Origin of the sequence: Chryseobacterium ginsengisoli, from assembly GCF_039542325.1 — a bacterium.
Classification (GTDB): Bacteria; Bacteroidota; Bacteroidia; order Flavobacteriales; family Weeksellaceae; genus Chryseobacterium; species Chryseobacterium ginsengisoli.
This window is the reverse complement of record NZ_BAABHX010000005.1, coordinates 217334-238152: the sequence shown is the minus strand read 5'-3', so window position 1 is coordinate 238152 and position 20819 is coordinate 217334. Positions and strand designations below refer to the sequence as shown.

The 20819-nt window shown below is 33.0% G+C and carries 19 protein-coding genes; 9 read left to right on the top strand and 10 right to left on the bottom strand.

All coding sequences use genetic code 11. The features are described from left to right. Positions 1-75 precede the first annotated feature (75 nt). The 4 genes from ABD940_RS16285 to ABD940_RS16270 form a co-directional block, all read right to left on the bottom strand. Positions 76-573, bottom strand: a complete 498-nt coding sequence (locus ABD940_RS16285) for a DUF3108 domain-containing protein (RefSeq protein ID WP_345206308.1) — start codon at positions 571-573, stop codon at positions 76-78. Further along, on the bottom strand, positions 570-797 hold the full coding sequence (locus ABD940_RS16280) for a hypothetical protein (protein WP_345206305.1): 228 nt from the start codon (positions 795-797) through the stop codon (positions 570-572). Before ABD940_RS16280 ends, ABD940_RS16285 begins: the two co-directional genes overlap by 4 nt. 54 nt (positions 798-851) lie before the next feature. Then, positions 852-3236, bottom strand: coding sequence for a M1 family metallopeptidase (locus ABD940_RS16275; RefSeq protein ID WP_345206302.1), 2385 nt, complete (start codon positions 3234-3236; stop codon positions 852-854). 68 nt (positions 3237-3304) lie between these two features. Further along, on the bottom strand, positions 3305-3883 hold the full coding sequence (locus ABD940_RS16270) for a HupE/UreJ family protein (RefSeq protein WP_345206299.1): 579 nt from the start codon (positions 3881-3883) through the stop codon (positions 3305-3307). 65 nt (positions 3884-3948) lie between these two features. On the opposite strand from ABD940_RS16270, the gene ABD940_RS16265 reads away from it, so the two are divergent. The 3 genes from ABD940_RS16265 to ABD940_RS16255 are packed head-to-tail and all read left to right on the top strand — an operon-like array spanning position 3949 to position 4966. After that, positions 3949-4191 carry a hypothetical protein gene (locus tag ABD940_RS16265; RefSeq protein WP_345206297.1) on the top strand — a complete coding sequence of 81 codons (243 nt, stop codon included), beginning with the start codon at positions 3949-3951 and terminating at the stop codon, positions 4189-4191. Continuing rightward, positions 4167-4469 carry a hypothetical protein gene (locus ABD940_RS16260; RefSeq protein ID WP_345206295.1) on the top strand — a complete coding sequence of 101 codons (303 nt, stop codon included), beginning with the start codon at positions 4167-4169 and terminating at the stop codon, positions 4467-4469. The genes ABD940_RS16265 and ABD940_RS16260 overlap by 25 nt, the downstream gene beginning before the upstream one ends. Beyond that, a complete protein-coding gene (locus ABD940_RS16255; RefSeq protein ID WP_345206293.1) occupies positions 4466-4966 on the top strand; it encodes a DUF6702 family protein in 501 nt (166 codons plus the stop codon). The genes ABD940_RS16260 and ABD940_RS16255 overlap by 4 nt, the downstream gene beginning before the upstream one ends. A 1-nt stretch (position 4967) precedes the next feature. Here the strand turns inward: ABD940_RS16255 and ABD940_RS16250 are convergent, their stop codons facing one another. From ABD940_RS16250 to radA, 5 genes are all read right to left on the bottom strand, one after another. Continuing rightward, positions 4968-5561, bottom strand: coding sequence for an acyl carrier protein phosphodiesterase (locus tag ABD940_RS16250; RefSeq protein WP_345206291.1), 594 nt, complete (start codon positions 5559-5561; stop codon positions 4968-4970). Then, complete coding sequence (locus ABD940_RS16245) at positions 5558-6265, bottom strand: VanW family protein (RefSeq protein ID WP_345206289.1); 708 nt, start codon at positions 6263-6265, stop codon at positions 5558-5560. The genes ABD940_RS16250 and ABD940_RS16245 overlap by 4 nt, the downstream gene beginning before the upstream one ends. Next, positions 6262-6930 carry a class I SAM-dependent DNA methyltransferase gene (locus ABD940_RS16240; protein WP_345206287.1) on the bottom strand — a complete coding sequence of 223 codons (669 nt, stop codon included), beginning with the start codon at positions 6928-6930 and terminating at the stop codon, positions 6262-6264. Before ABD940_RS16240 ends, ABD940_RS16245 begins: the two co-directional genes overlap by 4 nt. A 46-nt stretch (positions 6931-6976) precedes the next feature. Continuing rightward, positions 6977-8521 (bottom strand): M12 family metallo-peptidase, encoded by a 1545-nt coding sequence (locus tag ABD940_RS16235; RefSeq protein WP_345206284.1) that lies wholly within the window; start codon positions 8519-8521, stop codon positions 6977-6979. 68 nt (positions 8522-8589) lie between these two features. Continuing rightward, positions 8590-9942 (bottom strand): DNA repair protein RadA, encoded by a 1353-nt coding sequence (gene radA, locus ABD940_RS16230; RefSeq protein WP_345206508.1) that lies wholly within the window; start codon positions 9940-9942, stop codon positions 8590-8592. 59 nt (positions 9943-10001) lie between these two features. On the opposite strand from radA, the gene ABD940_RS16225 reads away from it, so the two are divergent. The 4 genes from ABD940_RS16225 (at position 10002) to yidC (ending at position 14990) form a co-directional block, all read left to right on the top strand. Continuing rightward, on the top strand, positions 10002-10409 hold the full coding sequence (locus ABD940_RS16225; protein WP_345206281.1) for a hypothetical protein: 408 nt from the start codon (positions 10002-10004) through the stop codon (positions 10407-10409). Between the two features lie 69 nt (positions 10410-10478). Continuing rightward, positions 10479-11048 (top strand): YceI family protein, encoded by a 570-nt coding sequence (locus ABD940_RS16220; RefSeq protein WP_345206278.1) that lies wholly within the window; start codon positions 10479-10481, stop codon positions 11046-11048. A gap of 338 nt (positions 11049-11386) precedes the next feature. After that, positions 11387-12994, top strand: a complete 1608-nt coding sequence (gene pyrG, locus ABD940_RS16215) for a CTP synthase (protein ID WP_345206275.1) — start codon at positions 11387-11389, stop codon at positions 12992-12994. 199 nt (positions 12995-13193) lie between these two features. After that, complete coding sequence (gene yidC / locus ABD940_RS16210; protein ID WP_345206272.1) at positions 13194-14990, top strand: membrane protein insertase YidC; 1797 nt, start codon at positions 13194-13196, stop codon at positions 14988-14990. A gap of 90 nt (positions 14991-15080) precedes the next feature. Here the strand turns inward: yidC and ABD940_RS16205 are convergent, their stop codons facing one another. Then, positions 15081-15665 carry a ribonuclease HII gene (locus ABD940_RS16205; protein ID WP_345206269.1) on the bottom strand — a complete coding sequence of 195 codons (585 nt, stop codon included), beginning with the start codon at positions 15663-15665 and terminating at the stop codon, positions 15081-15083. A 118-nt stretch (positions 15666-15783) separates the two neighbouring features. Between ABD940_RS16205 and ABD940_RS16200 the strand changes: the two genes are divergently transcribed. Beyond that, complete coding sequence (locus ABD940_RS16200) at positions 15784-18780, top strand: SusC/RagA family TonB-linked outer membrane protein (RefSeq protein ID WP_345206267.1); 2997 nt, start codon at positions 15784-15786, stop codon at positions 18778-18780. Positions 18781-18809: 29 nt separating this feature from the next. Then, positions 18810-20441: a SusD/RagB family nutrient-binding outer membrane lipoprotein gene (locus tag ABD940_RS16195; protein ID WP_345206264.1), complete on the top strand. Its 1632-nt coding sequence runs from the start codon at positions 18810-18812 to the stop codon at positions 20439-20441. Positions 20442-20819 lie beyond the last annotated feature (378 nt).

Genomic DNA, 20819 nt, shown 5'->3' with positions numbered 1-20819 from the left:
TTTTTATCGAAAGCAAATCTAAAAAAAAAGTATCCAGATTCTGAATACTTTTTAAAGAAATTATATTATTGGTTTCTATTTCACAGTTTCCATGACCATTTTTCTTCCATTCGAGTCAATTTCCTGTTTCAAAACTTCTCTTGTGTCAATATCCATATAATACGTAACAATTGTTTTTCTGTCCTGAATATCATCCGTTGTTTTTACGATCCAAACTTTTTTACCATTCAGTTCGCCTTTGTTTACATCTTCAATATAAGCTTTTACAACTCCTTTTTTAGCTGAAGGATTATAATCGAAAATCGGCATTTCGATGGAGTAGTGTTCTTTTAAAGGAAGGTATCTTATTAATCCGGGATAAGAATTACTGTCAAAATATTCGGAGGAAATTTTTTCATCAACTTGATCTTTTTTCTGAGATTTTTTATCCAGATAATAACCTGTTGCTTTATTTTTTTCAAATTTTAAAACCATATCTCTCATCGAATTGTAAGACGAATGATAAATAGGCTGGAAATCTGAAATCTTAACCAATGTAGAATCTACCCAAAGCGTTTCCGGAACCTGATTCATTTTACACTTGTTTTAATAAGAAGTGTTGCTTTGTCGATTTTCTTTACCTGAGTAGCAATCTTTCCGATTTCTATTTTTTGATCTCCTTTTTCTGCGTACCAAATTGCATTGGAAGTTTCATCTTTGATGAATTTGGATTCAAGTTTTACAGTACTCGGAATCAATGTTTTTTGAGCAAAAAACTGGGCACTGCTCATTATCAAAATTATCAGAAATAGTCTCATGATTTTTTTAATAATAAGTAGTGCCCTTTATATAAAAGTTACATTACCTTTTTGTTATTTTTTCCCTGCAGCCTGCATCGGATTTACTTTTCCGTTGGCTCCGCCTCTCACATTTGTACCTTCTTTTTGTTTAAATAAATCGAATTTCGAAATCTGTGCAGTTCCGCCGTCATTGCTCCAAAAATTGTTTGAAGTATCAATATCGGCAGTTTCTCTCATCGGATCAAGCTGAATTGATTTTAATTTTTTATCAAAATAATACGTTTTCGAAACTTTCTGTTCGTTCATTCTCCAGATTTGAGCCGAAGATTTGTCTCTCAATTTTGTTCCGTCTTCGAAAGTGAATTCAAGAATAATTGGCATTACCAAACCTCCTTTGTTCACGAAATCAATCTGATAAGCTGTAAGATTTTTAAACTTGTCTTTTTCTTTTTGCGTTAAAGGTTCAGTTCCGTCGAACTTAGAAGTGTATTCTTTGTTATTATCCACTTTTTCCTGACCTCTGTCGTATCTGTAGTAAAAATCTTGAGCTTCTTTGTCTTTATCTACATAGAAAGTGATATTTTTATCTTCCCTGTTTCTGATTTTTGAAATATCTTCAAATTCATTTACTGCAGGTTTATCAACTTTATAAGTATTATCTTTTGCGGCTCTTGGAGCTGTTTCTAAGTCGGGAGTTGCAACTGTCACTTTATCGATTGCGATATCAACAGGATCTGTTCCATAAAACCATCCTCTCCAGAACCAATCTAAATCTTCGCCGCTTGCATCTTCCATCGTTCTGAAAAGATCTGCAGGTTCAGGATGTTTGAAAGCCCATCTTTTTGCATACGTTTTGAAAGCTTTATCGAAAAGTTCTCTTCCCATGATAGTTTCACGAAGAATATTCAATCCTGTTGCCGGTTTTGAATAGGCATTCGGACCAAACTGAACGATATTTTCAGAGTTTGTCATGATCGGTTCCAATTGATCTTTTGGAAGCTTCATGTAATCAACGATTGTCCAAGCCGGCCCTCTTTTTGACGGGAATTTGTTGTCCCATTTTTCTTCTGTAAGATATTCAACGAAAGTATTCAACCCTTCATCCATCCAAGTCCATTGTCTTTCATCTGAATTAATGATCATCGGGAAAAAGTTGTGACCAACTTCATGGATTACTACGCCCAACATTCCGTTTTTTGTTCCTTCAGAATAAGTTCCGTCTTTTTCCGTTCTTCCGAAATTGAAACAGATCATCGGATATTCCATACCATTTGCGGCTTCTACAGATTGTGCAACCGGATATGGATAAGGAATTGTAAATTCTGAATATGTTTTGATTGTATGTGCAACCGCTTTTGTAGAATATTTTCTGTACAATCCGTAAGCTTCTTTTGGATAGAAACTCATTGCCATTACTTTATTGTTGTTTTCAGGAATCGTAACGCCCATTCCGTCCCAAACAAATTTTCTTGAAGAAGTCCATGCAAAATCTCTTACGTCATTCGCTTCAAAAGTCCATGTTTTTCTTTGTTTTGAATGATTTTTTTCTGCCTTTTTAGCTTCATCCAACGTTACAATTTCTACAGGTTCAGTCGAAGTTTTAGACTTATTATATCTTGCCAATTGATCTGATGTTAAAACCTGATCGTAGTTTTTACATTCTCCGGTTCCGCCCACAACATGATCTGCAGGAACGTTCATCGAAACTTTAAAATTCCCGAAAACTAGAGCAAATTCTCCTCTTCCTGTAAACTGATGATTTTGCCATCCGTGGAAATCGCTGTAAACACACATTCTCGGATACCATTGCGTCATCGTATAAAGATCGTTTCCGTCTTCTGCAAAGTTTTCGTAACCGCCACGACCACCCATTTTTATTCTGTTGGAAATATTGTAATTCCAATCTACTTTAAAAACAAGTTTTTCGCCTTTTTTAAGAATTTTAGGTAAATCAATACGCATCATCGTTTTATTTACCGTATATTTTAAAGGATTTCCTGAAGCGTCTGTTACTTTTTCAAGATTCACTCCGAATCCGTTGTCGGTTGGAGGAACATCAGAGGTTTTTAACTGCTGATCCGTTGAAGCTTTCGGCAGAGTAGAAGAGAACGGAAAGTCCGCCTTTTTTACATTAGAAACCTGATTCTCATCTAATTGTAACCAGATGTAATCAAGATCATCCGGAGAATTGTTATAATATGTAATTGTTTCAGAACCTTTTAGATTTCTTTTGTCTTCATCAAGATAAGCATTGATGTCATAATCGGCTCTGTTTTGCCAATAAGCATGACCGGGAGCTCCTGAAGCGGTTCTGTAAACGTTTGGTGTAGGAAGAATGGTTCCTAACTGTTCGAATTTATTTCCGTGGTTGCTTCCCGGATTATTCTGAATATTTTGTGCGGTGAAACCTGTATAGGCAAATACAGAAAGTGAAAGTATGGCAACTTTTAGCTTCATAACCGAAATTGTTTTAAGGATTGTCAAATATAACAATAAGTAGTTGAAAAGTTGAAAATGTTTCAACCCTAAAACGGAATTCTTTCCAAAGTCATTTTTAATGATAAGGCAAAGACTCCTGAAGAGATAAAAAGTATCCAGTCTTTCTGATTAACCTTAAAGATTTTAAGCAAAATAAATAACAAAATTAAGATCCCTAAAACAATGGCAATTTGTCCTAATTCCAAACCAATATTAAACCCTAAAAGCGGAATTGCAATGCTTTGACTTTTCGCAATCATGACTCTTGCTGTATTCGCAAAGCCCATTCCGTGAATCAATCCAAAAATTAAGGCAAAATAATAATTGATTTTACTTTGCGACTGTTTTTTATTTTTTATTAAAATATTGCCGAGAGAGGTCAGAACAATAGTCAACGGAATCAAAAATTCTACCCAAGCAGAATTGATTCTTACAATATCAAAAATACTTAAAGCCAAAGTAACCGAATGTCCGATCGTAAAAGCGGTCACCAGAATCAAGATTTTCTTTAAATCATTAAAAGAATATACCGCAATTAAAGCCAAAACAAAAAGCTGATGATCGAGTGCGTCTAAGGAAATAATATGTTCCCAGCCGAGTTTTAGATAGAATAAGAAATCCTGCATTTTTAGTATTATTATTGGAATGCGATGATACAAAATTTATTTTAACTTTGCATAAAATTGAAGTGATGAACCTTACCATTGAAATAGAAGATCAGGAAAATTATTTGTTCATTAAAGAACTTTTGGGAAGATTAGAGGGAGTGAAAATCGTAAAAAACGATTACGAAACTGTTGAAGGATTGCCTATCAGTGTTTTTGAAAAGATTGAAAAATATGGAGAATCTTTAAAAGATGAAGATATGATTTCAAAAAAAGATTTCTTTAAGTTTATTGATGAAGAAATATGCAGGTTGAATTCTCAGAAATAGCAAAACGGACTTTACTGGAAAATATAGAGTTTCTAAAAAATGTTTGGACTCATCGTGAGATTGTAATTTTTCTGGAAGATGTTAAAAGAATTACAAATGATTTAGAAAATGGGAAATATCTTCAATTCCAAAATTCCTCTCAAAAAACTAAAAGTGTATTAATTGGTAAAAAACATGTAAGAATGTTTTTCAGGAAAGAAAATGACTCAAATATTAAAATTCTTCTTTTCTTTGATATGCGGCAAGATCCACAAAAAATAATTGATTTATTACAATGAAAAAGGCTTTCTTCTTTTTTTCTGTTCTGTTGATTCTTTTTTCTTTTACGAAAGAAAAACATCCGTATCATGTTGGTTCGGTAGAAATTAATTACAACCAAAAATCAAAAACTTTTGAAGTAACGGGACGTTTTTTTCTGGATGATCTTGAAAACGGATTGAATAATAAATACGGAAAATCTCTTCATTTCGATGATCCTAAGTTTAAAACTCAGCTTAACGAAGTCTTGAAAAATTACTGTTCAGAATATTTTAAATTAAAAGCAAACAATAAATTTCTGAATGTAAATTTTGTCGGTTACGAAGAAGATCACGAATCTGTAAATGTCTATCTGGAATCTGAAAAGGTTGAAAATCCTAAGAAAGTTGAAGCTGCGGTAAGCTTTCTGTATAATTTATTTGATGACCAGCTTAATATTGTTCATATTATAGTAAACGGAGAAAGAAAAAGTGAAAAACTGATTTATCCGAACAGATATTTGTTTCAACAGTTTTAAATTAATTTTCTAGCTGTAAAAGTGTATTGACTCCTTTTGCGTGTTCAAGTAAATCAGGAAAAAAATCATTGTAGCATTGCTGAAGCACTTCTTTATTATCTAAAAAAGCTTCAAAAACAGGAATATCCTTATCCAGATATTTTGCTTTATTGAGAACATTTCTCATACTGAATTTTATATTCTGATCATGGCGGTAATTGTAAAGCCAATTATCCTGTTCCATTTTCGTGAGCATATATCTGAAGTTTTCCGGAAGAAATTCATAATTTTCATTTAAGACGCGATAAACTCTTAAAGAATGATCTTTCCAGCCTTGTAAAGAATTCAGGCTTAAATCGTTCGCCACAAAATAATCCATCGAAACATCAACAAAAGCTCCTGCATACAATCTTACGAGCGGAGCAAAAACTTTTTTCGCCTCATGAATGGCGGGATGAGAATCTGTGAAGGTGTCAATGGCGCGGTGAAGGGTAATTCCGTCCTGAATATCTTTTGGAAACGAAAAACGATCTCTGTTTCGGATAAAATCTTCCAAAAACTGACCAACAATTTGTCCGTCGGTAAAAGTGAGAAAAGAATGCGCCAAATAATTCATAAACGAATATAGAAATTTTTAAGCAAAGTTTTGTTATTGCTTAAAGTTTCCGCCCAGACTCCTTTTTCGGCTTCAGAATATTTGAAATCGATTGTATTTAAAATAATTTCATTCGGAGAAATAAGGCTTAAAGAAAGTTCTTCCTCACTTACAGAACACCTCAACTGAATTGGAAAAGAAAACGGATTCTGAATCTGCAAATCTTTATAGCCGTAAACAACAGTACAATCCGAACCTAATGGTGTAAAACGTTCACTTTCCTTGTAAATATCAATCGAATGCGGAAATCTTTCAATAATTTTTAAGCCTGATTGTAAAGCTAAAAAATATAAAATTGAAGAAAACTGACAAATTCCGCCACCAAAATCACTCGAAATATTGTTTTTAATTAAATTTCGTCCTTCCTTAAAACCATTACTTTCACTCGGTTTTCCAATTAATTTCCAGAAGGAAAAAACTTCATTGGGTTGAATGATTAAATTATTTACTTTGCTTCCGACAATCTTTAAATTATGAACTTTATTCTCATGAAATTCTCCTTTTTTTATGATTTGCCGAAGCTCGATTTTGTATTCTCCAATATCTTCTAAACTGTAATTTTTTGAATATGAATATTGAGTTTTCTGTTCATCAAAATACATCTGCAATAGTTTCAACTGCATTTTCCAATGATGAGGCAGCCATTTTCTTAATTGCTGTTTCATATCTTTTCCAAAACTGCAATGTGATAAGAAGCCCAATTTTTCAGGAAAGTTTTACACAAAAAAATATCCAACGGAAGAAAATATTTTCTTACATTTTTTGGAAATCTGTGAATTGGGAACAATAAAATTCCGGGCGTGTTTTTAATTTTCCATTGCTCTTTTGACAGTTCAAGAATTTCTTTTGGCGTAAAACTATTTCCAGCATGCCAATCTTCCTGTGGAGAAACTGCTTTTCGCCTGTTTTTGGTTGGATAATCAAAAATTAAAGTTCCGTTTTTGCTTAATTTATGATAACATTCACTCAAAAAAGTTTTTGTTTCTTCTTTGTTTTGATGCATGATAACATGGAAACAAAAAATACAGTCAAATTCATTATTAAAAGGAATTTTTGAAATTTCTCCTTTGGCTAAAGTTTTTTCAGGGTATTTTTGTCGGGCAATATTCAGCATTTCTTCACTGAAATCTGTTCCATGAGTGGCAAAATTCAGCAAACGACCTGTTCCGCATCCAAGATCTAAAACTTTTGAATATTTTTTATTTTTAAAGAAAGAAGTTAAAAAAGATCTTTCCTGATAATCAATATATCTTCCGTAGGAATTTCCGAAACGGTTTTCATCGTAAGTTTTTGCAAGGCTATCGTAATATTCGAGAATGTTGGTTTTCATCAATGAAATTTTTTGTGTTTTTGTTTTTCAATCTTAGAAAATTTTATTATTTAACGATAAATTTTTTTGTTCCGATTGGTAAATTTTTATCATCATAAATACTTAAAAAGTAAACTCCGCTTGCAAAGTCTTTTACATAAATTGTTCTTTCTCTTGTTGTTAAAATTAACTGTCCGACTGTGTTGAAAACTTTAAAAGAATATTTATCTGTATCATTTAAATTAATGGTAATAGTTTCACTTGCAGGATTTGGATATAAAGTAAAATCCGGGGTTTGAGGAAGAACTTCGATGGTCGTTAAATTCGGTGCTTCAGGCATAAAATTCGAAACGATGCATGCAAAACGAGAAAAGGCAAAAGCTTCATCTGAAGGTTTTGGATTTCCAATAGCAATTCCTGTTGGTTCAAAATTATAAACGGCATGTGGATTTGCCCATCGGTTGATTCTTGCGCAACTGATACCGATTGCAGAACATTCATCTGCATAAGCCATAATTGTTCTCCACCTTTGATCGGGAGTGCTCGAAGTTCCCAAAGTAATTGCCGTTTTATTGGAGTAACCGTGATGATGACTGCATGGAGAAGAATCTGTATCTACATACCAATCATGTCTTAAACCCATATTATGTCCCATTTCGTGAATCATCGTGTAATTGGAAATCGCACAGGAATATATTGTAATTGAATAGGCATTTACTCCCGAATAATCTGTAGGATTTATATTGATGTATCCCAATCCGCAAAGGTTTGACAATGGCTGCTCCGAACAGATCAAGACATTAAGATCTGCACCGTAAGCTGTTTTCCAACCATGGATTTCATCCATAAAGCCATCATTGGTTCCTCGAAATCTTGTTAGATCCAAATTCATATTTCCGGTTTCCGAATAATTTACTTCGCCTACATGAACAAGATTAAAAGTAACATTTGAAATTCCTGAATTGATTAATCCATTATTAAATGCGGTAATTCCGGTTGCAATAAATGAGATGCTTTGCGCCAATCCGCCCCAGTTTGTTCTCGCTCCGTTTGTCACGGCTGCCACGACATCAATTTTGCTGGTGCTGCAAATAGGAGTTGTAGCCGAACATATATCAGGATTTAATTTTTGTCCATTTAAATTAGATTGCCCTAAAATGTAGTCATCTTTCGAATCCATGTCAGTAATTTTCTGATCACTTACAACAGACAATGCGAAAATATCACCGTTTGTCTGATGAAATATCACTTTTTTGTCGCCTGAAGAATACATTCCGGTGATAATATTATCATATTTTGAAAATATCAGTTCGGCATTCGGATTATTTTCAATGGCATAAACATAAGAAATACTACCGTTTGTATATTTATAAGTTGTTTTGAATTTTGCTTTAATATTCTGATGCGTTGGAAGGTCAATCTCTAAATTTGAATTAAGATTAAAAGCCGGTTGCGAAAAATATTGTGTGGAAACATATGTTTTTGCCAAACCTTCACTGATCTTCTGAGTGTTGTTTAAGCTATTTTCGCTGATGGAATTTTGGAAAATTTTGGTTTGGGAAAATAACAACGAAGAGAAAAAAATTACCAGAACAGTAAATTTTGTTTTCATGATTGAGTTTTAAAGGTTATAGTTCTACAAATATATCTATAACCTTTAAAACTTAAATTTATTTTGTATTAAAATAATCTTTCGTGAAAATCTTCAATTTTGCTGACTTCTTCAATTTTAATCCCGAACTTTTTCTTCGGAAGTTTATTTAAATTAGAGATGAAGATTTTCTCGTAACCCAATTTTTCAGCTTCGGTGATTCTTTGTTCAGCCTGTGCGATCGGACGAATTTCTCCACTCAAACCAATTTCTCCCGCGAAACAATAATGTTCCGAAATCGCAATATCGTCATTGGAAGAAAGGATAGAAGCAACAACTGCTAAATCCAAAGCTGGATCGTCGGTTTTTATTCCGCCTGTAATATTTAAAAAAACATCTTTTGCGCCTAGTTGAAAACCTGCTCTTTTTTCCAAAACGGCAAGAAGCATATTTAATCTTTTGGCATCAAAACCAGTCGAACTTCTTTGCGGAGTTCCATAAACCGCAGTACTTACCAAAGCCTGAATTTCCAGCAGCATCGGTCGGTTTCCTTCTAAAGTTACCGCAACTGAATTTCCGGAAAGTTCCTCAAATTTTTTAGTAATTAAAATTTCAGAAGGGTTTTTAATTTCCTTTAAACCTTGAGAAACCATTTCGTAAATTCCAATCTCGGAAGTTGATCCGAAACGGTTTTTATTAGCTCTCAACAATCTGAAAAGATGATTTCTGTCGCCATCGAAATTTAAAACAACATCAACCATGTGTTCCAATACTTTTGGTCCTGCAATTTGTCCGTCTTTTGTGATGTGACCAACTAAAAACACGGGAATACTGTTTTCTTTGGCATACTTAATGATCTCATTCGAACATTCGCGAATCTGAGAAACTGTTCCCGGAGAACTTTCAATCAATTGAGATTGCAATGTCTGAATTGAATCAATGATAACAAAATCAGGCTCTAATTTTTTAGCTTCGTGAAGGATTTTTTCCAACGAAGTTTCAGTGTAAAGAAAACAGTTCGGATTTTGAATATCCGTTAATCTGTCGGCTCTCATTTTGATTTGAGACGCACTTTCTTCCCCCGAAACATAGAAAACTTTCTTTTTCATTTTCAGGGCAAGTTGAAGAAGTAGAGTAGACTTACCGATTCCGGGTTCTCCTCCGATCAAAGTGACAGATCCTAAAACAATTCCACCGCCCAAAACACGATTGAGTTCTTCGGAAGGGGTTTTTATTCTTGGTTCTTCATTGGTTTCAACTTCTACAATATTGATAACATGCTGTTTCGTTTTTGAAAAAGGCGGAGTTTTGTGAGAAGTGGTTTTTTCTACAACTTCTTCCACCAAAGTATTCCATTCACCACAGTTTTTGCACTGTCCCATCCATTGGGAATACTGTGTTCCGCAGTTTTGACAGAAATATGCTGTTTTTAATTTTGCCATACTGCGAAGTTCAAAATTTTTTTTCAATTTTTCTTTCGAATTTTAATTAATTTTCAACCATGAAAAATATTTTTTTGAGTTTGCTGATTTTTGTGGTGATGTCGCTTTTGCATGCTCAGTTTACAGAATGGGCTGTGAAATTTTTAGGTTTACCCGGCGGAGATTTTGGAATGTATTCTTATTTGATTCTAATCTTTTGTTCAATAATTACAGGAATAGGATTGGTAACAGTGATTATTTTTAGAAAAAATTATCATTCAATACTGAGAATTGCGATTTTATTTGAAGTTATTTATCTGCTTTTCTTAATAATTTCAGGAAATAATCCATTTTTATATTTTTCGAACGCTACAAATGAAAACCTTTTAATGATAATGATGTATATGAATTCATTGATGATATTTATATTAATGTATTTAATTCATTTAATCTATTCAAAAATAATTTCATCAAAATTAAAAAAATAACATAGGTCAATGTCACGTTATAATAACTGGCTTACTTTTGTATCAGAAATTAATCTAAAATAATATACAATGAAAAAAGTACTTTTAACTTTCGTATTTACACTTATAAGCATTTTCAGTTTTGCACAGGTAGATTGGGCTGTAGATCCAATGCATTCTTCTGTTAATTTTAACATCAAACATATGGGAATCAGCTTTGTACAAGGTAGATTTGATAAATTTGACGGAAAAGCTTCAACTAAAGGAAATACTCTTGATAATGCAGACCTGAATTTTACAGTGGAAGTAAATTCAATCAACACAGGAGTTGAAATGAGAGACAAGCACTTGAAAAGTGGAGATTTTTTCGATGCTGAAAAATATCCGACAATGAATTTTGTGACAACGTCTATTACAAAAGATAAAAATAATTCTTACATCTTGAAAGGAAAACTGACCATTAAAGATGTAACAAGAGATATCAGTGTTCCGGTAACTTTTGGTGGTGTTACAAAAAACCAACAAGGAAAAGAAGTTATGGGAATCCAGACAACATTTAAAGTGAACCGTTTAGATTATGATATCAAATATGATCCAACGGGAACAGGTGTGGCTAAAGATGTAGATGTTAGCTTATATTTTGAGCTAGCTAAGCTATAGTTTTTATATAATTTGGTTTAGGAAGAAGGTTCTCAATGTATTGGGAACCTTTTTTGTTTTTTTAATTGTTTGTAATCGCAAAGGCGCAAAGATTATTCAATATCATTATGCTTTTAAGACGCAAGGATTTTATCTGCGATAAAATTTAACAGTGAATACTTTTTTAGAGTTAAAAAGTATCATTGCTGAAAATCTATGATTTTCTTGCGCCTTAAAATGTTTTTATTTATAAAAATCTTTGTGCCTTTGCGATTACCAACCATAAAAATCAAAGATTAAACTCACAACAAAATTGCTTTGTATTTCTTTTTCCCCTAACTTTGCACAAACCTAATCTAATGAGTAAAAAGAATACAAAGTACATCTTTGTGACAGGAGGTGTAACTTCATCTTTGGGGAAAGGAATCGTTTCTGCTTCTCTGGGACTTCTACTAAAATCACGCGGCTTTAATGTAACGATCCAAAAATTAGATCCTTATATCAATATCGACCCAGGAACACTGAATCCTTATGAACACGGAGAATGCTATGTAACCGAAGATGGTGCGGAGACGGATCTGGATTTAGGACACTATGAGCGTTATCTTGATGCTCCGACTTCTCAAAACAACAACGTTACGACAGGAAAAATCTACCAGACTGTAATCGAAAAAGAAAGAAAAGGAGACTTCCTTGGAAAAACAGTTCAGGTAATTCCTCATATTACGAACGAAATCAAACGTAGAATTAAAATTTTATCTAAACAGAACTACGATATCATCATTACCGAGATCGGCGGAACTGTCGGTGATATTGAATCTTTGCCTTACATTGAAACTGTTCGTCAGTTGAAATGGGAATTGGGTGAGAAAAATTCTATGGTGATTCACCTTACTTTATTGCCGTATTTGGCTTCAAGTGGAGAATTAAAAACAAAACCTTCTCAACATTCCGTTCGCCAGCTAATGGAAAGCGGAATTATGGCTGATGTTTTGGTTTGCAGAACAGAACATAAGATTCCAAAAGATCAGAGAGCAAAACTGGCTCAATTCTGTAATGTTCCTTTAGATAATGTAATTGAATGTAAAGATTTGGAAACGATCTACGAAGTTCCGATGTACCTTCAAAAACAAAACTTTGATGATGTAGTTCTTAAAGAATTGGATCTTAAAAGTGATAAAGAAGCAGACCTTAAAGACTGGAAATCTTTCTTAAAGAAATTCCAGAATCCTAAAAAATCTGTTGAAATTGCTTTGGTTGGAAAATATGTTTCTCTTCAGGATTCATATATTTCAATTGCTGAAGCTTTCAAACATGCAGGTGCAGACTTGGAAACTGAAGTGAAAATAAGATGGGTTTACAGTGGTGATCTTACCAAAGAGAATATTAAAGAAACTTTAGACGGAGTTTCCGGTATCTTGGTTGCTCCAGGTTTTGGTGACCGAGGTATTGAAGGAAAAATTCTTACGGCTCAGTATGCGCGAGAAAATAAAGTTCCGATGTTGGGAATTTGTTTAGGAATGCAGATCATGACGGTAGAATTTGCCAGAAACGTCTTGGGATATTCAAAAGCAAACTCAATGGAATTTGATACTTCTACAGAACATCCTGTAATTTCATTAATGGAAGAACAGAAAAATGTTGTAGATAAAGGAGGTACAATGCGTCTTGGAGCTTGGAAGTGTGCTGTGAAAAGCGGTTCCAAATTAGCTGAAATTTATGGAAGCAAGCATATTTCGGAAAGACACCGTCACAGATATGAATTCAACAGTGATTATATTGGAGAATTTGAAGGAAATGGTTTCTTAGCAACAGGTACAAACCCGGAAACAGGATTGGTAGAAGCATTGGAAATGCCAGATCATCCGTTCTACGTTGGAGTACAGTATCACCCGGAATATAAAAGTACGGTTGCGACACCGCATCCATTATTCAGAGCTTTTATTAAGGCTTGTTCAGCGAAATAAAGTAATTGTTTAATTACAAACGTCATAAATAAACTCAGACTGATCTTTCTCAGCCTGAGTTTATTATATAGTAACATATTATAGTATAGAGTTTTGATAAAAAAACAGTATTTTTGTCGACTCGAAATATAGAATATTGCTCTGTAATTTACAGAATATTACTCTATATATAAATAGGTAAAAATTTAATTAAGATAAAATGCAACAGAACAACGGACTCGATAAAAGTCAGATTATTAGTTTTGCGGTTTTATGTTTGGTTCTTTTCGGTTTCATGTTTTATTTCCAAAACAAGCAATCAAAAGAAGATGCAGTAAAAGCTCAGCAACAAAAAACTGAACAGGCAAAAAATGCTGTAAAACCAACTCAGGCAAGTAATATCAATCCAAATGTAACTCCTAACGCAATACAGACTGCGAATCTTTCCAATAAAGAATTGAATGTGGAATTTGCAAGTTTAGGAGGGCAGGTTTCTAAAGTAGAACTTGCAGAATACAAGGCATACGATCGTAAATCTGATAAGGCTGATCTTCCGCTTTATCTGATCACTAAAAATAATTCTAACTACGGTTTCCAATTCAAAGATAAAACAGGAAAAGTAATCAATACTAAAGATTTAGTTTTTGCTCCCACTGTTAATGGAAATGCTGTAACGATGACTGCTAATTATAATGGAGCGGTTATTCAATTCATATATACTTTACTTCCAAAATATACATTGGATTTTAAAGTAAGAACTCAGGGTCTTGCGAAAATTACTTCTGATAATAAGGCTGACTTTATTTGGGATTACAGTGTAAGAAATTTAGAAAAGGGTAGAGCTCAGGAGCAGTCTCATTCAGAATTCTCTTATGCATTTAATAATTATAAAGATTATGATTATGATGGAAGAACGACAATGGATGAAGAAAAAGAAACGTTGAACTGGATTGGTGTAAAGCAGCAGTTCTTCGCTTCTGTAATTGAATCTAAAACAGGTTTCACTCACAGCAAAGGAAATCAGGAAACAGTAGAAGAAGGTGAATATTTGAAAAAACTAAACTACGAAGGTTTTGTTCAAATGACTGGAAGCGAATTGAATCAGGATTTTACTTGGTACTTTATGCCGTTGGATTTACCGTTATTAAAATCTTATGATAAAAACTTCGATGAAATTTTACCATTAGGTTGGTCTATCATCGGATGGATGAACAGAGGATTCTTTATTCCTATTTATAACTTCATTGCATCTTGGGGATTAACTGCAGGTTGGGCAATCTTCTTATTGACAATTTTGGTTAAATTGATCTTGTCACCAATTATGTACAAACAACACAAGTTGAGTGCAATGATGAGAGTAATTCGTCCCGAAATTGATGAAGCTAATGCAAAATTCAAGGATGCAGATCCAATGAAAAAGCAACAGGCAACAATGGAAATCTATCGAAAGGCGGGTGTGAATCAAATGGCGGGATGTTTACCTGCATTAGTTCAGATTCCGATTTTCTATGCATTATTCCGTTTCTTCCCTAACTTTATTGATTTAAGAGGTAAAGGATTCTGGTTTGCAAAAGATTTGACGGCTTATGATGATTTGATCAAATTGCCATTTAAAATTCCTTTCTTGGGCGATCACTTGAGTATTTTTGCGTTAGCTTGTACTATCGTAATTTTGATTTACACGGTGATGACTTCAGGAAGCATGCAGCAACCGCAACAGGAAGGTATGCCAAATATGAAAGTGTTAATGTACATTTTCCCAGTTACATTCCTATTCTTCCTGAATACTTCTGCATCTGGTCTTTCTTGGTATTATTTTGTATCGAATGCGATTAACATTTTAATTATCCTTGTTATTAAATATGTGATTCTGGATGAAAAGAAAATTCATGCACAGATTCAGGCGAATAAAGAAAAGCCAAAAGCTGAGGGAAAGTTCCAAAAGCGAATGAGAGAAATGATGGAGAAAGCTCAGGAACAACAAAACGTACAAGGACAGCAGAAAAAGAAAAAATAAATAATTTCTATATAAAAAAAGAGAAGCAAACTGCTTCTCTTTTTTATTTGTATACAATGAGAGTAATTTAAAATAGTTCTAAATTAGACTTTAATCGTATTTCAATCTAAAAGTTTGTCTATGGTATTTTGTAGGTCCAAATTTAATTAAGGCTTCCTGATGTTTTTTTGTAGCATAACCAAAATTGGTGTTCCAACCATATTCAGGATGTTCATCGTGAAGTTCAATCATTAATTTATCCCTATAGTTCTTCGCTAAAATCGAAGCTGCCGCAATTGATAATACTTTTGAATCACCTTTAATAATACATTCATGGGGAATATAATTATAAGGATGAAATTTATTTCCGTCTACTAAAATCAGCTCTGGTCTGATTGTTAATTTATCAAGAGCTTGGTGCATTGCATGAATACTTGCATTCAGAATGTTGTGTTGATCTATAAATCCCGCAGAAAGTTCGGCAATTGCATAATCTTTTACATTGTCTTTTATATAGTCATCAAGATCCATCCTTGTCTTAAAATTTAACTTTTTAGAATCGTTAACCAAATTTTGGTTAAAATTTTCATCCAAAATAACTGCAGCTGCTACAACAGGACCACATAAACAGCCTCTACCGACTTCATCACAACCTGCTTCAACGTAAAAAAACGACCATTTTTTTATTAAATCCATAATTATCTTAAAATCTTGAACATAAAAACATGCAATATTAAAGATTTTTAACAAAATATTTGGTTACTTTAAGAAAGTTTTACATATTTGCAAATAATAAAAAATAATCAATTTAAATATGAAGAAATTAACTACAAGTGTGTTAGCTGTAGTTCTTACCTCTACTTTTGCAATGGTAAGCGCACAGGACACTCTGAGAACTCAGGACATTCGTGAGGTTGTTGTTACAGGTGCTCTTGGTATTAAAAAGAGACAAGACGCCGTTGTTACAAGTAATAAAGTTGTTGGAAATGCAGAATTGAACCAAGCATCCAGTCCATCTTTATCACAAGCTTTAATAGGTAAAGTATCAGGTTTACAAATTAACACTACAAATAGTGGTGTTAACCCAACGACTAAAATTGTTTTAAGAGGATTTAGATCTATTACTGGTGATACAAACCCTTTAGTAGTTATTGATGGTGTAGTATCAACTTTAACTGTTTTTAATCAACTTCCACCGGATATTGTTGAAAATGTTAACGTAATTAAAGGACAACAAGGTTCTTCATTATATGGTTCTCAAGGTAGTAATGGAGTAATTGTTGTTACAACTAAAAGAGGAAGTAAATCAGAAAGGGTTACTGTAAATTTGAGTTCTTCAATTGAATTTACAAATGCATATAAATTACCAATTAGACAGAAGCTATATGGACAAGGGTATCCAGGTGAAGCTGATTATTCAGCTGTTGACTATAATGGAACAAATTGGGTACCATATGAAAATACTGCTTGGGGACCAGCATTTAATGACCCTAATATTGGAGGACAGTTAATTGAAGTTGGTTTGCCTCAAGCAAATGGACAATTTTTGAAGACTACCTATTCTGCAAAAGATAATGGAAATAACATTAAGAAATTTTTTGATACAGGAATTATGTTGAAAAATGGATTTAATGTTAATATGGGTGGACCTGATTCTTATACGTTTTTATCTTACGATAGATTAGAAAATGAATTTATCATTCCAGGAGATAAACTAAAGAGAAATACAATTTTCTTAAAAAGTGGTAAAAAAATAGGTAACTTTAGAGTAGATGCTACGTTAAACATTATTGATCAGACTACAGATCAAACAAATGCAAATTTGTATGCACAAATGTTGCAAACTCCTACTAACGTTGATGTTACTGCGTTCAAAAACTCTGGATTTGCTGGAAATTATTCTCCTTTCGTCTATAATCCTTATACTATGAAGGATTATTTTAGAGGAAAAAGTAATTTGACATCTGCATCAGCTATTTTATCAATGGCTTATGAATTTAATAAACACATAAGCTTAAGCTATAATGGAACTCTATACATGATGGGTCAAGATGTTGAAAATCATGTGGATGCGTTTGATGCTACGGCTGTTGTTATCAATGCACCTGGAACAGGAATTGATGGTCTTACTCTAAGGCAGTTTGGGATGAGAAGTTTAACCTCTTCATATAATAAAGCAGTTTCCAGAACAAGAAATTACTATGGAGATTTAATGTTAAATTTCAAATATGATTTAACAGATGATATAAACTTTGTTGCTAATATTGGTAATAATATTACAGATAATTATACAACTACGACATCGGTTGGTGGTACAAATTTGAATATTCCAGGTTGGTATAATGCTGCAAATGTTGTGAATGCTACACCTTATTATCAATTAAATAATGGATTTACAAGATCAAGACTAGTTGCTCTTTTTGCCAATGTTGATTTAGGCTATAAAGATTATTTATTCTTAAACTTAACAGGTAGAGGAGAAGAGACTTCTCGTCTTAGTGTTAGACCTACTTATACTTTAGATTTAAAAAATAAAATTTATCCATATTATTCAGCTGGAGCATCATTTATTCCAACAAAAGCATTTACTGGATTAACTAGTAACAATATATTGAGTTACTTAAAGGTAAGTGGAAGTTATACGGTTACAGGTAATGCCGTTGTTGGTGCTTATGATCTTGATGAAATTGGAGTTTTCCCTACAGGATACCCATTGACGAATTCTTCTTATTTATTAAATAGAAATCCTACAAATCAATACATTAAACCAGAAGCTACTAAAACTGTAGAAGGAAATGTTAGTTTAGGATTCTTTAAAGATAGAATTACAATTGATGGATCTGCTTTCCAAACAATAACTGATCGCCTTATTACAGGGAGTACAGTATCTACAACGACAGGTATTTCTTCTTTGACTGACAATGTTGGTAAGATTAAGAATACAGGATTTGAATTAGATTTAGGTTTAACACCATTCAAATCAAAAGACTTTGAATGGAATCTGAAAGGGTCTTATTCAAAATATAAATCTTTAGTTCAAGATTTAGGAGAAGGAATTAATGAAGTAAACTTGGCTGCTGATACTTACGGTATCCCGGTTGGTATTTTTGCTGTTAAAGGTGAGCAAATGCCTGTAATAAAAGGTGTTAGATATGAGAGAGATCCTAGTGGTAATATTATTGTTGACGAAAATGGTTTACCAGTTACCAATTCTAAATACGAAATTTTAGGAAAAGTTAATCCTGATTATGTTATCGGATTTTCAACAAATGTTAGATATAAAGGTTTAACTCTTTCTGTAACAGGTGACTATAGAACTGGAAATAGTTTTGTTGCTGATACTAAAAGTTTATTAGGATTTTCAGGAGCACTTGAGAAAACTGTAGAATTTGACAGATCTCAAGGTTATATTATTCCAGGATCTGTACAGAATACTGGTACTGCGGCTAATCCAATTTATACTCCTAATACTACACCTGTATTGAATGATGCTTCGTATGCAGGAGCTGCTAACTACTTTACAAGTAGCTATCAAACTGCTGTAGGAGAAGAATTTGTTGTTGATGGTACAGCTTTAAAAATTAGAGAGATTGCACTATCTTATCAGATTCCAAAATCTATCTTAAGTACTACTTTTGTTAGAACATTAGCTGTAGGTGTTTATGCTAGAAATGCTTTCGCTTGGTATGCAAAATCAAATAGAAACTTCTCTGATCCTGAGACATCTTCAGTTGGAATAGGAGGTATTGCTGCTACTAGCCAATTTCCTACAACTAGAGTATTTGGATTTAGTTTAAATGCTTCTTTTTAATTCTAAGTGTTAATTGATAATTAAAAAAAATGAAAAAAATAAAAACTTTAGTGTCTTTACTTGCCATTGGGCTTGTATTAACTTCTTGCGAAAGATATTTGGATGTTAATGAAAATCCAAATAATGTACACCAAGAAAACTTAACACCAAAACTGGTATTTCCAGGAGCTGTTACTCAGACTTATAGAACTCAGGCTGTTAGTATGTTACAGTTTGGTAATGTAATGATGAACAGTTGGGCTGGTAATACATATGCTTATGGTGGTCCTTTTGCTGATGAATATACATTATCTTCTGTAAATAGTAGTTTCTATGACGAAATTTGGGATGGACTTTATGTAAATATTGCAAACTTCTCGTTTATCGAGAATTATCCAAATGCTAATCATTCTCAAGACTACTATATTGCGGCGGCTAAAATTATGAAAGCTTATTATATGCAATATTTAGTTGATCTATATGGAGACGTTCCTTATAGTGAAGCTTTCAAAGGACAAGCTAATTTAACTCCTAAATATGATGATGATGTTGCAATTTACAAATCATTAATTGCAGACATGGATACTGCTAAAAGTTTGATTACTAGTGGAGGAACTAATGGAGCTATTGCAATGGGAGCCACTGATATCGTTTTTCAAGGGACTATGGCGAATTGGACTGCTTTAGCAAATAGTATTAAATTAAGACTTTTATTAAGAATGTCAAATGTTACAGGTGATTTGGCAACTTATAGAAATCAACAATTAGCAACTCTTGCAGCTTCTAGCGTTACTTTTATAGGTAGTGATGTTTTTGAAAAACCTGGTTATGCAGGTACTAGTGATGCTGCGTTAAATCCAATGGTTGCTAGTTTATTTACAGATGCTGCAGGAAGTAGTCCACAAAATTATAGTTTAATAACAGCTTCTGAAAATTTGGCAACGGCATTAAATGGTAATAATTATAGTTTGCCAGATGCTGCTTATCAAAAATTTAATGGTATTGTTGATCCAAGAAGAAACAGATTATTCCTTCCAGTTTCTTATAATGGGGCAACTGTTGTTAGAGGAGTTAGACAAGGAGCTACTCCAGGTCAACCGGGAGCACCAAATGATAGTAATGTTGTATCTACCATTTCTCCATTCTATGTAGGTGCTAATTCTACTGCAGCAGCGACAATCATTGCTCAGGGAAATCCAAGAGGAGGTCTATTAATGTCTGCTGCTGAACTTAATTTATTAAGAGCAGAAGCGGCTTTGAGATACCCAACAATTTTTTCTACTTGGAATGCGCAAACCTTCTTCAATAATGCTGTTACTTTAAGTGGTCCAACAATGAGCGGTGGAGCTGCTCTTTCAATGACAGGGTACCAAACATTAATCGCTTCTAGACCAGGATTAGGATGGATTGGTACTGATGCTCAAAAGCTAGAGGCTATTATGACTCAAAAATGGATTTTGTTAACACAATATAATCCTACTGAAATGTATATTGAGTACAATAGAGTACAGCAACAATATCCATATTCTCCTATGGCAACTACTTCTATTAGAGCAAATAAGCCTTGGAGATTAATTTATCCAACATCTGAATATGTTGGTAACTCTGCAAATGTTCCGAATATTTCTAGTTCTGAAGCATTTACTAAGAATGCTAAGACTCCATTCTGGAATCAAAACTAATCTAACGTTTAGATTAATATATTTAAAAACCGCCTTCGGGCGGTTTTTTTATTTTTAAGTGTTAATTTTTTATTTTCAAATAAAAAATAATTATGCATTACATGGCTTGTATTTTATTTAATTATTATTTCTAATATAATTTTGTCACCTAAAAGGCTGTATATTACATAGTATAGATATTTTTATACTATTAATTAAATATAGATATTATCAATTATTAAAAATTGGATTTAATTTAATTTTAAGTTTTGTTAAATATGTATTCTTTGTTAATATTTGTATTATTAACAAAAATTATTAAATTATATTATGTTTTTAATTGAAATTTTTGATTAAATGTTAATTTTTTCACTTTTTCTTTTGTTTTTTTAATAAAGT

What these genes read in the sequence shown, in the direction of transcription:
- ABD940_RS16285 (WP_345206308.1), bottom strand. Translation starts at nt 573, where the DNA reads ATGAATCAGGTTCCGGAAACGCTTTGGGTAGATTCTACATTGGTTAAG.
- ABD940_RS16280 (WP_345206305.1), bottom strand. Translation starts at nt 797, where the DNA reads ATGAGACTATTTCTGATAATTTTGATAATGAGCAGTGCCCAGTTTTTT.
- ABD940_RS16275 (WP_345206302.1), bottom strand. Translation starts at nt 3,236, where the DNA reads ATGAAGCTAAAAGTTGCCATACTTTCACTTTCTGTATTTGCCTATACA.
- ABD940_RS16270 (WP_345206299.1), bottom strand. Translation starts at nt 3,883, where the DNA reads ATGCAGGATTTCTTATTCTATCTAAAACTCGGCTGGGAACATATTATT.
- ABD940_RS16265 (WP_345206297.1), top strand. Translation starts at nt 3,949, where the DNA reads ATGAACCTTACCATTGAAATAGAAGATCAGGAAAATTATTTGTTCATT.
- ABD940_RS16260 (WP_345206295.1), top strand. Translation starts at nt 4,167, where the DNA reads ATGCAGGTTGAATTCTCAGAAATAGCAAAACGGACTTTACTGGAAAAT.
- ABD940_RS16255 (WP_345206293.1), top strand. Translation starts at nt 4,466, where the DNA reads ATGAAAAAGGCTTTCTTCTTTTTTTCTGTTCTGTTGATTCTTTTTTCT.
- ABD940_RS16250 (WP_345206291.1), bottom strand. Translation starts at nt 5,561, where the DNA reads ATGAATTATTTGGCGCATTCTTTTCTCACTTTTACCGACGGACAAATT.
- ABD940_RS16245 (WP_345206289.1), bottom strand. Translation starts at nt 6,265, where the DNA reads ATGAAACAGCAATTAAGAAAATGGCTGCCTCATCATTGGAAAATGCAG.
- ABD940_RS16240 (WP_345206287.1), bottom strand. Translation starts at nt 6,930, where the DNA reads ATGAAAACCAACATTCTCGAATATTACGATAGCCTTGCAAAAACTTAC.
- ABD940_RS16235 (WP_345206284.1), bottom strand. Translation starts at nt 8,521, where the DNA reads ATGAAAACAAAATTTACTGTTCTGGTAATTTTTTTCTCTTCGTTGTTA.
- radA (WP_345206508.1), bottom strand. Translation starts at nt 9,942, where the DNA reads ATGGCAAAATTAAAAACAGCATATTTCTGTCAAAACTGCGGAACACAG.
- ABD940_RS16225 (WP_345206281.1), top strand. Translation starts at nt 10,002, where the DNA reads ATGAAAAATATTTTTTTGAGTTTGCTGATTTTTGTGGTGATGTCGCTT.
- ABD940_RS16220 (WP_345206278.1), top strand. Translation starts at nt 10,479, where the DNA reads ATGAAAAAAGTACTTTTAACTTTCGTATTTACACTTATAAGCATTTTC.
- pyrG (WP_345206275.1), top strand. Translation starts at nt 11,387, where the DNA reads ATGAGTAAAAAGAATACAAAGTACATCTTTGTGACAGGAGGTGTAACT.
- yidC (WP_345206272.1), top strand. Translation starts at nt 13,194, where the DNA reads ATGCAACAGAACAACGGACTCGATAAAAGTCAGATTATTAGTTTTGCG.
- ABD940_RS16205 (WP_345206269.1), bottom strand. Translation starts at nt 15,665, where the DNA reads ATGGATTTAATAAAAAAATGGTCGTTTTTTTACGTTGAAGCAGGTTGT.
- ABD940_RS16200 (WP_345206267.1), top strand. Translation starts at nt 15,784, where the DNA reads ATGAAGAAATTAACTACAAGTGTGTTAGCTGTAGTTCTTACCTCTACT.
- ABD940_RS16195 (WP_345206264.1), top strand. Translation starts at nt 18,810, where the DNA reads ATGAAAAAAATAAAAACTTTAGTGTCTTTACTTGCCATTGGGCTTGTA.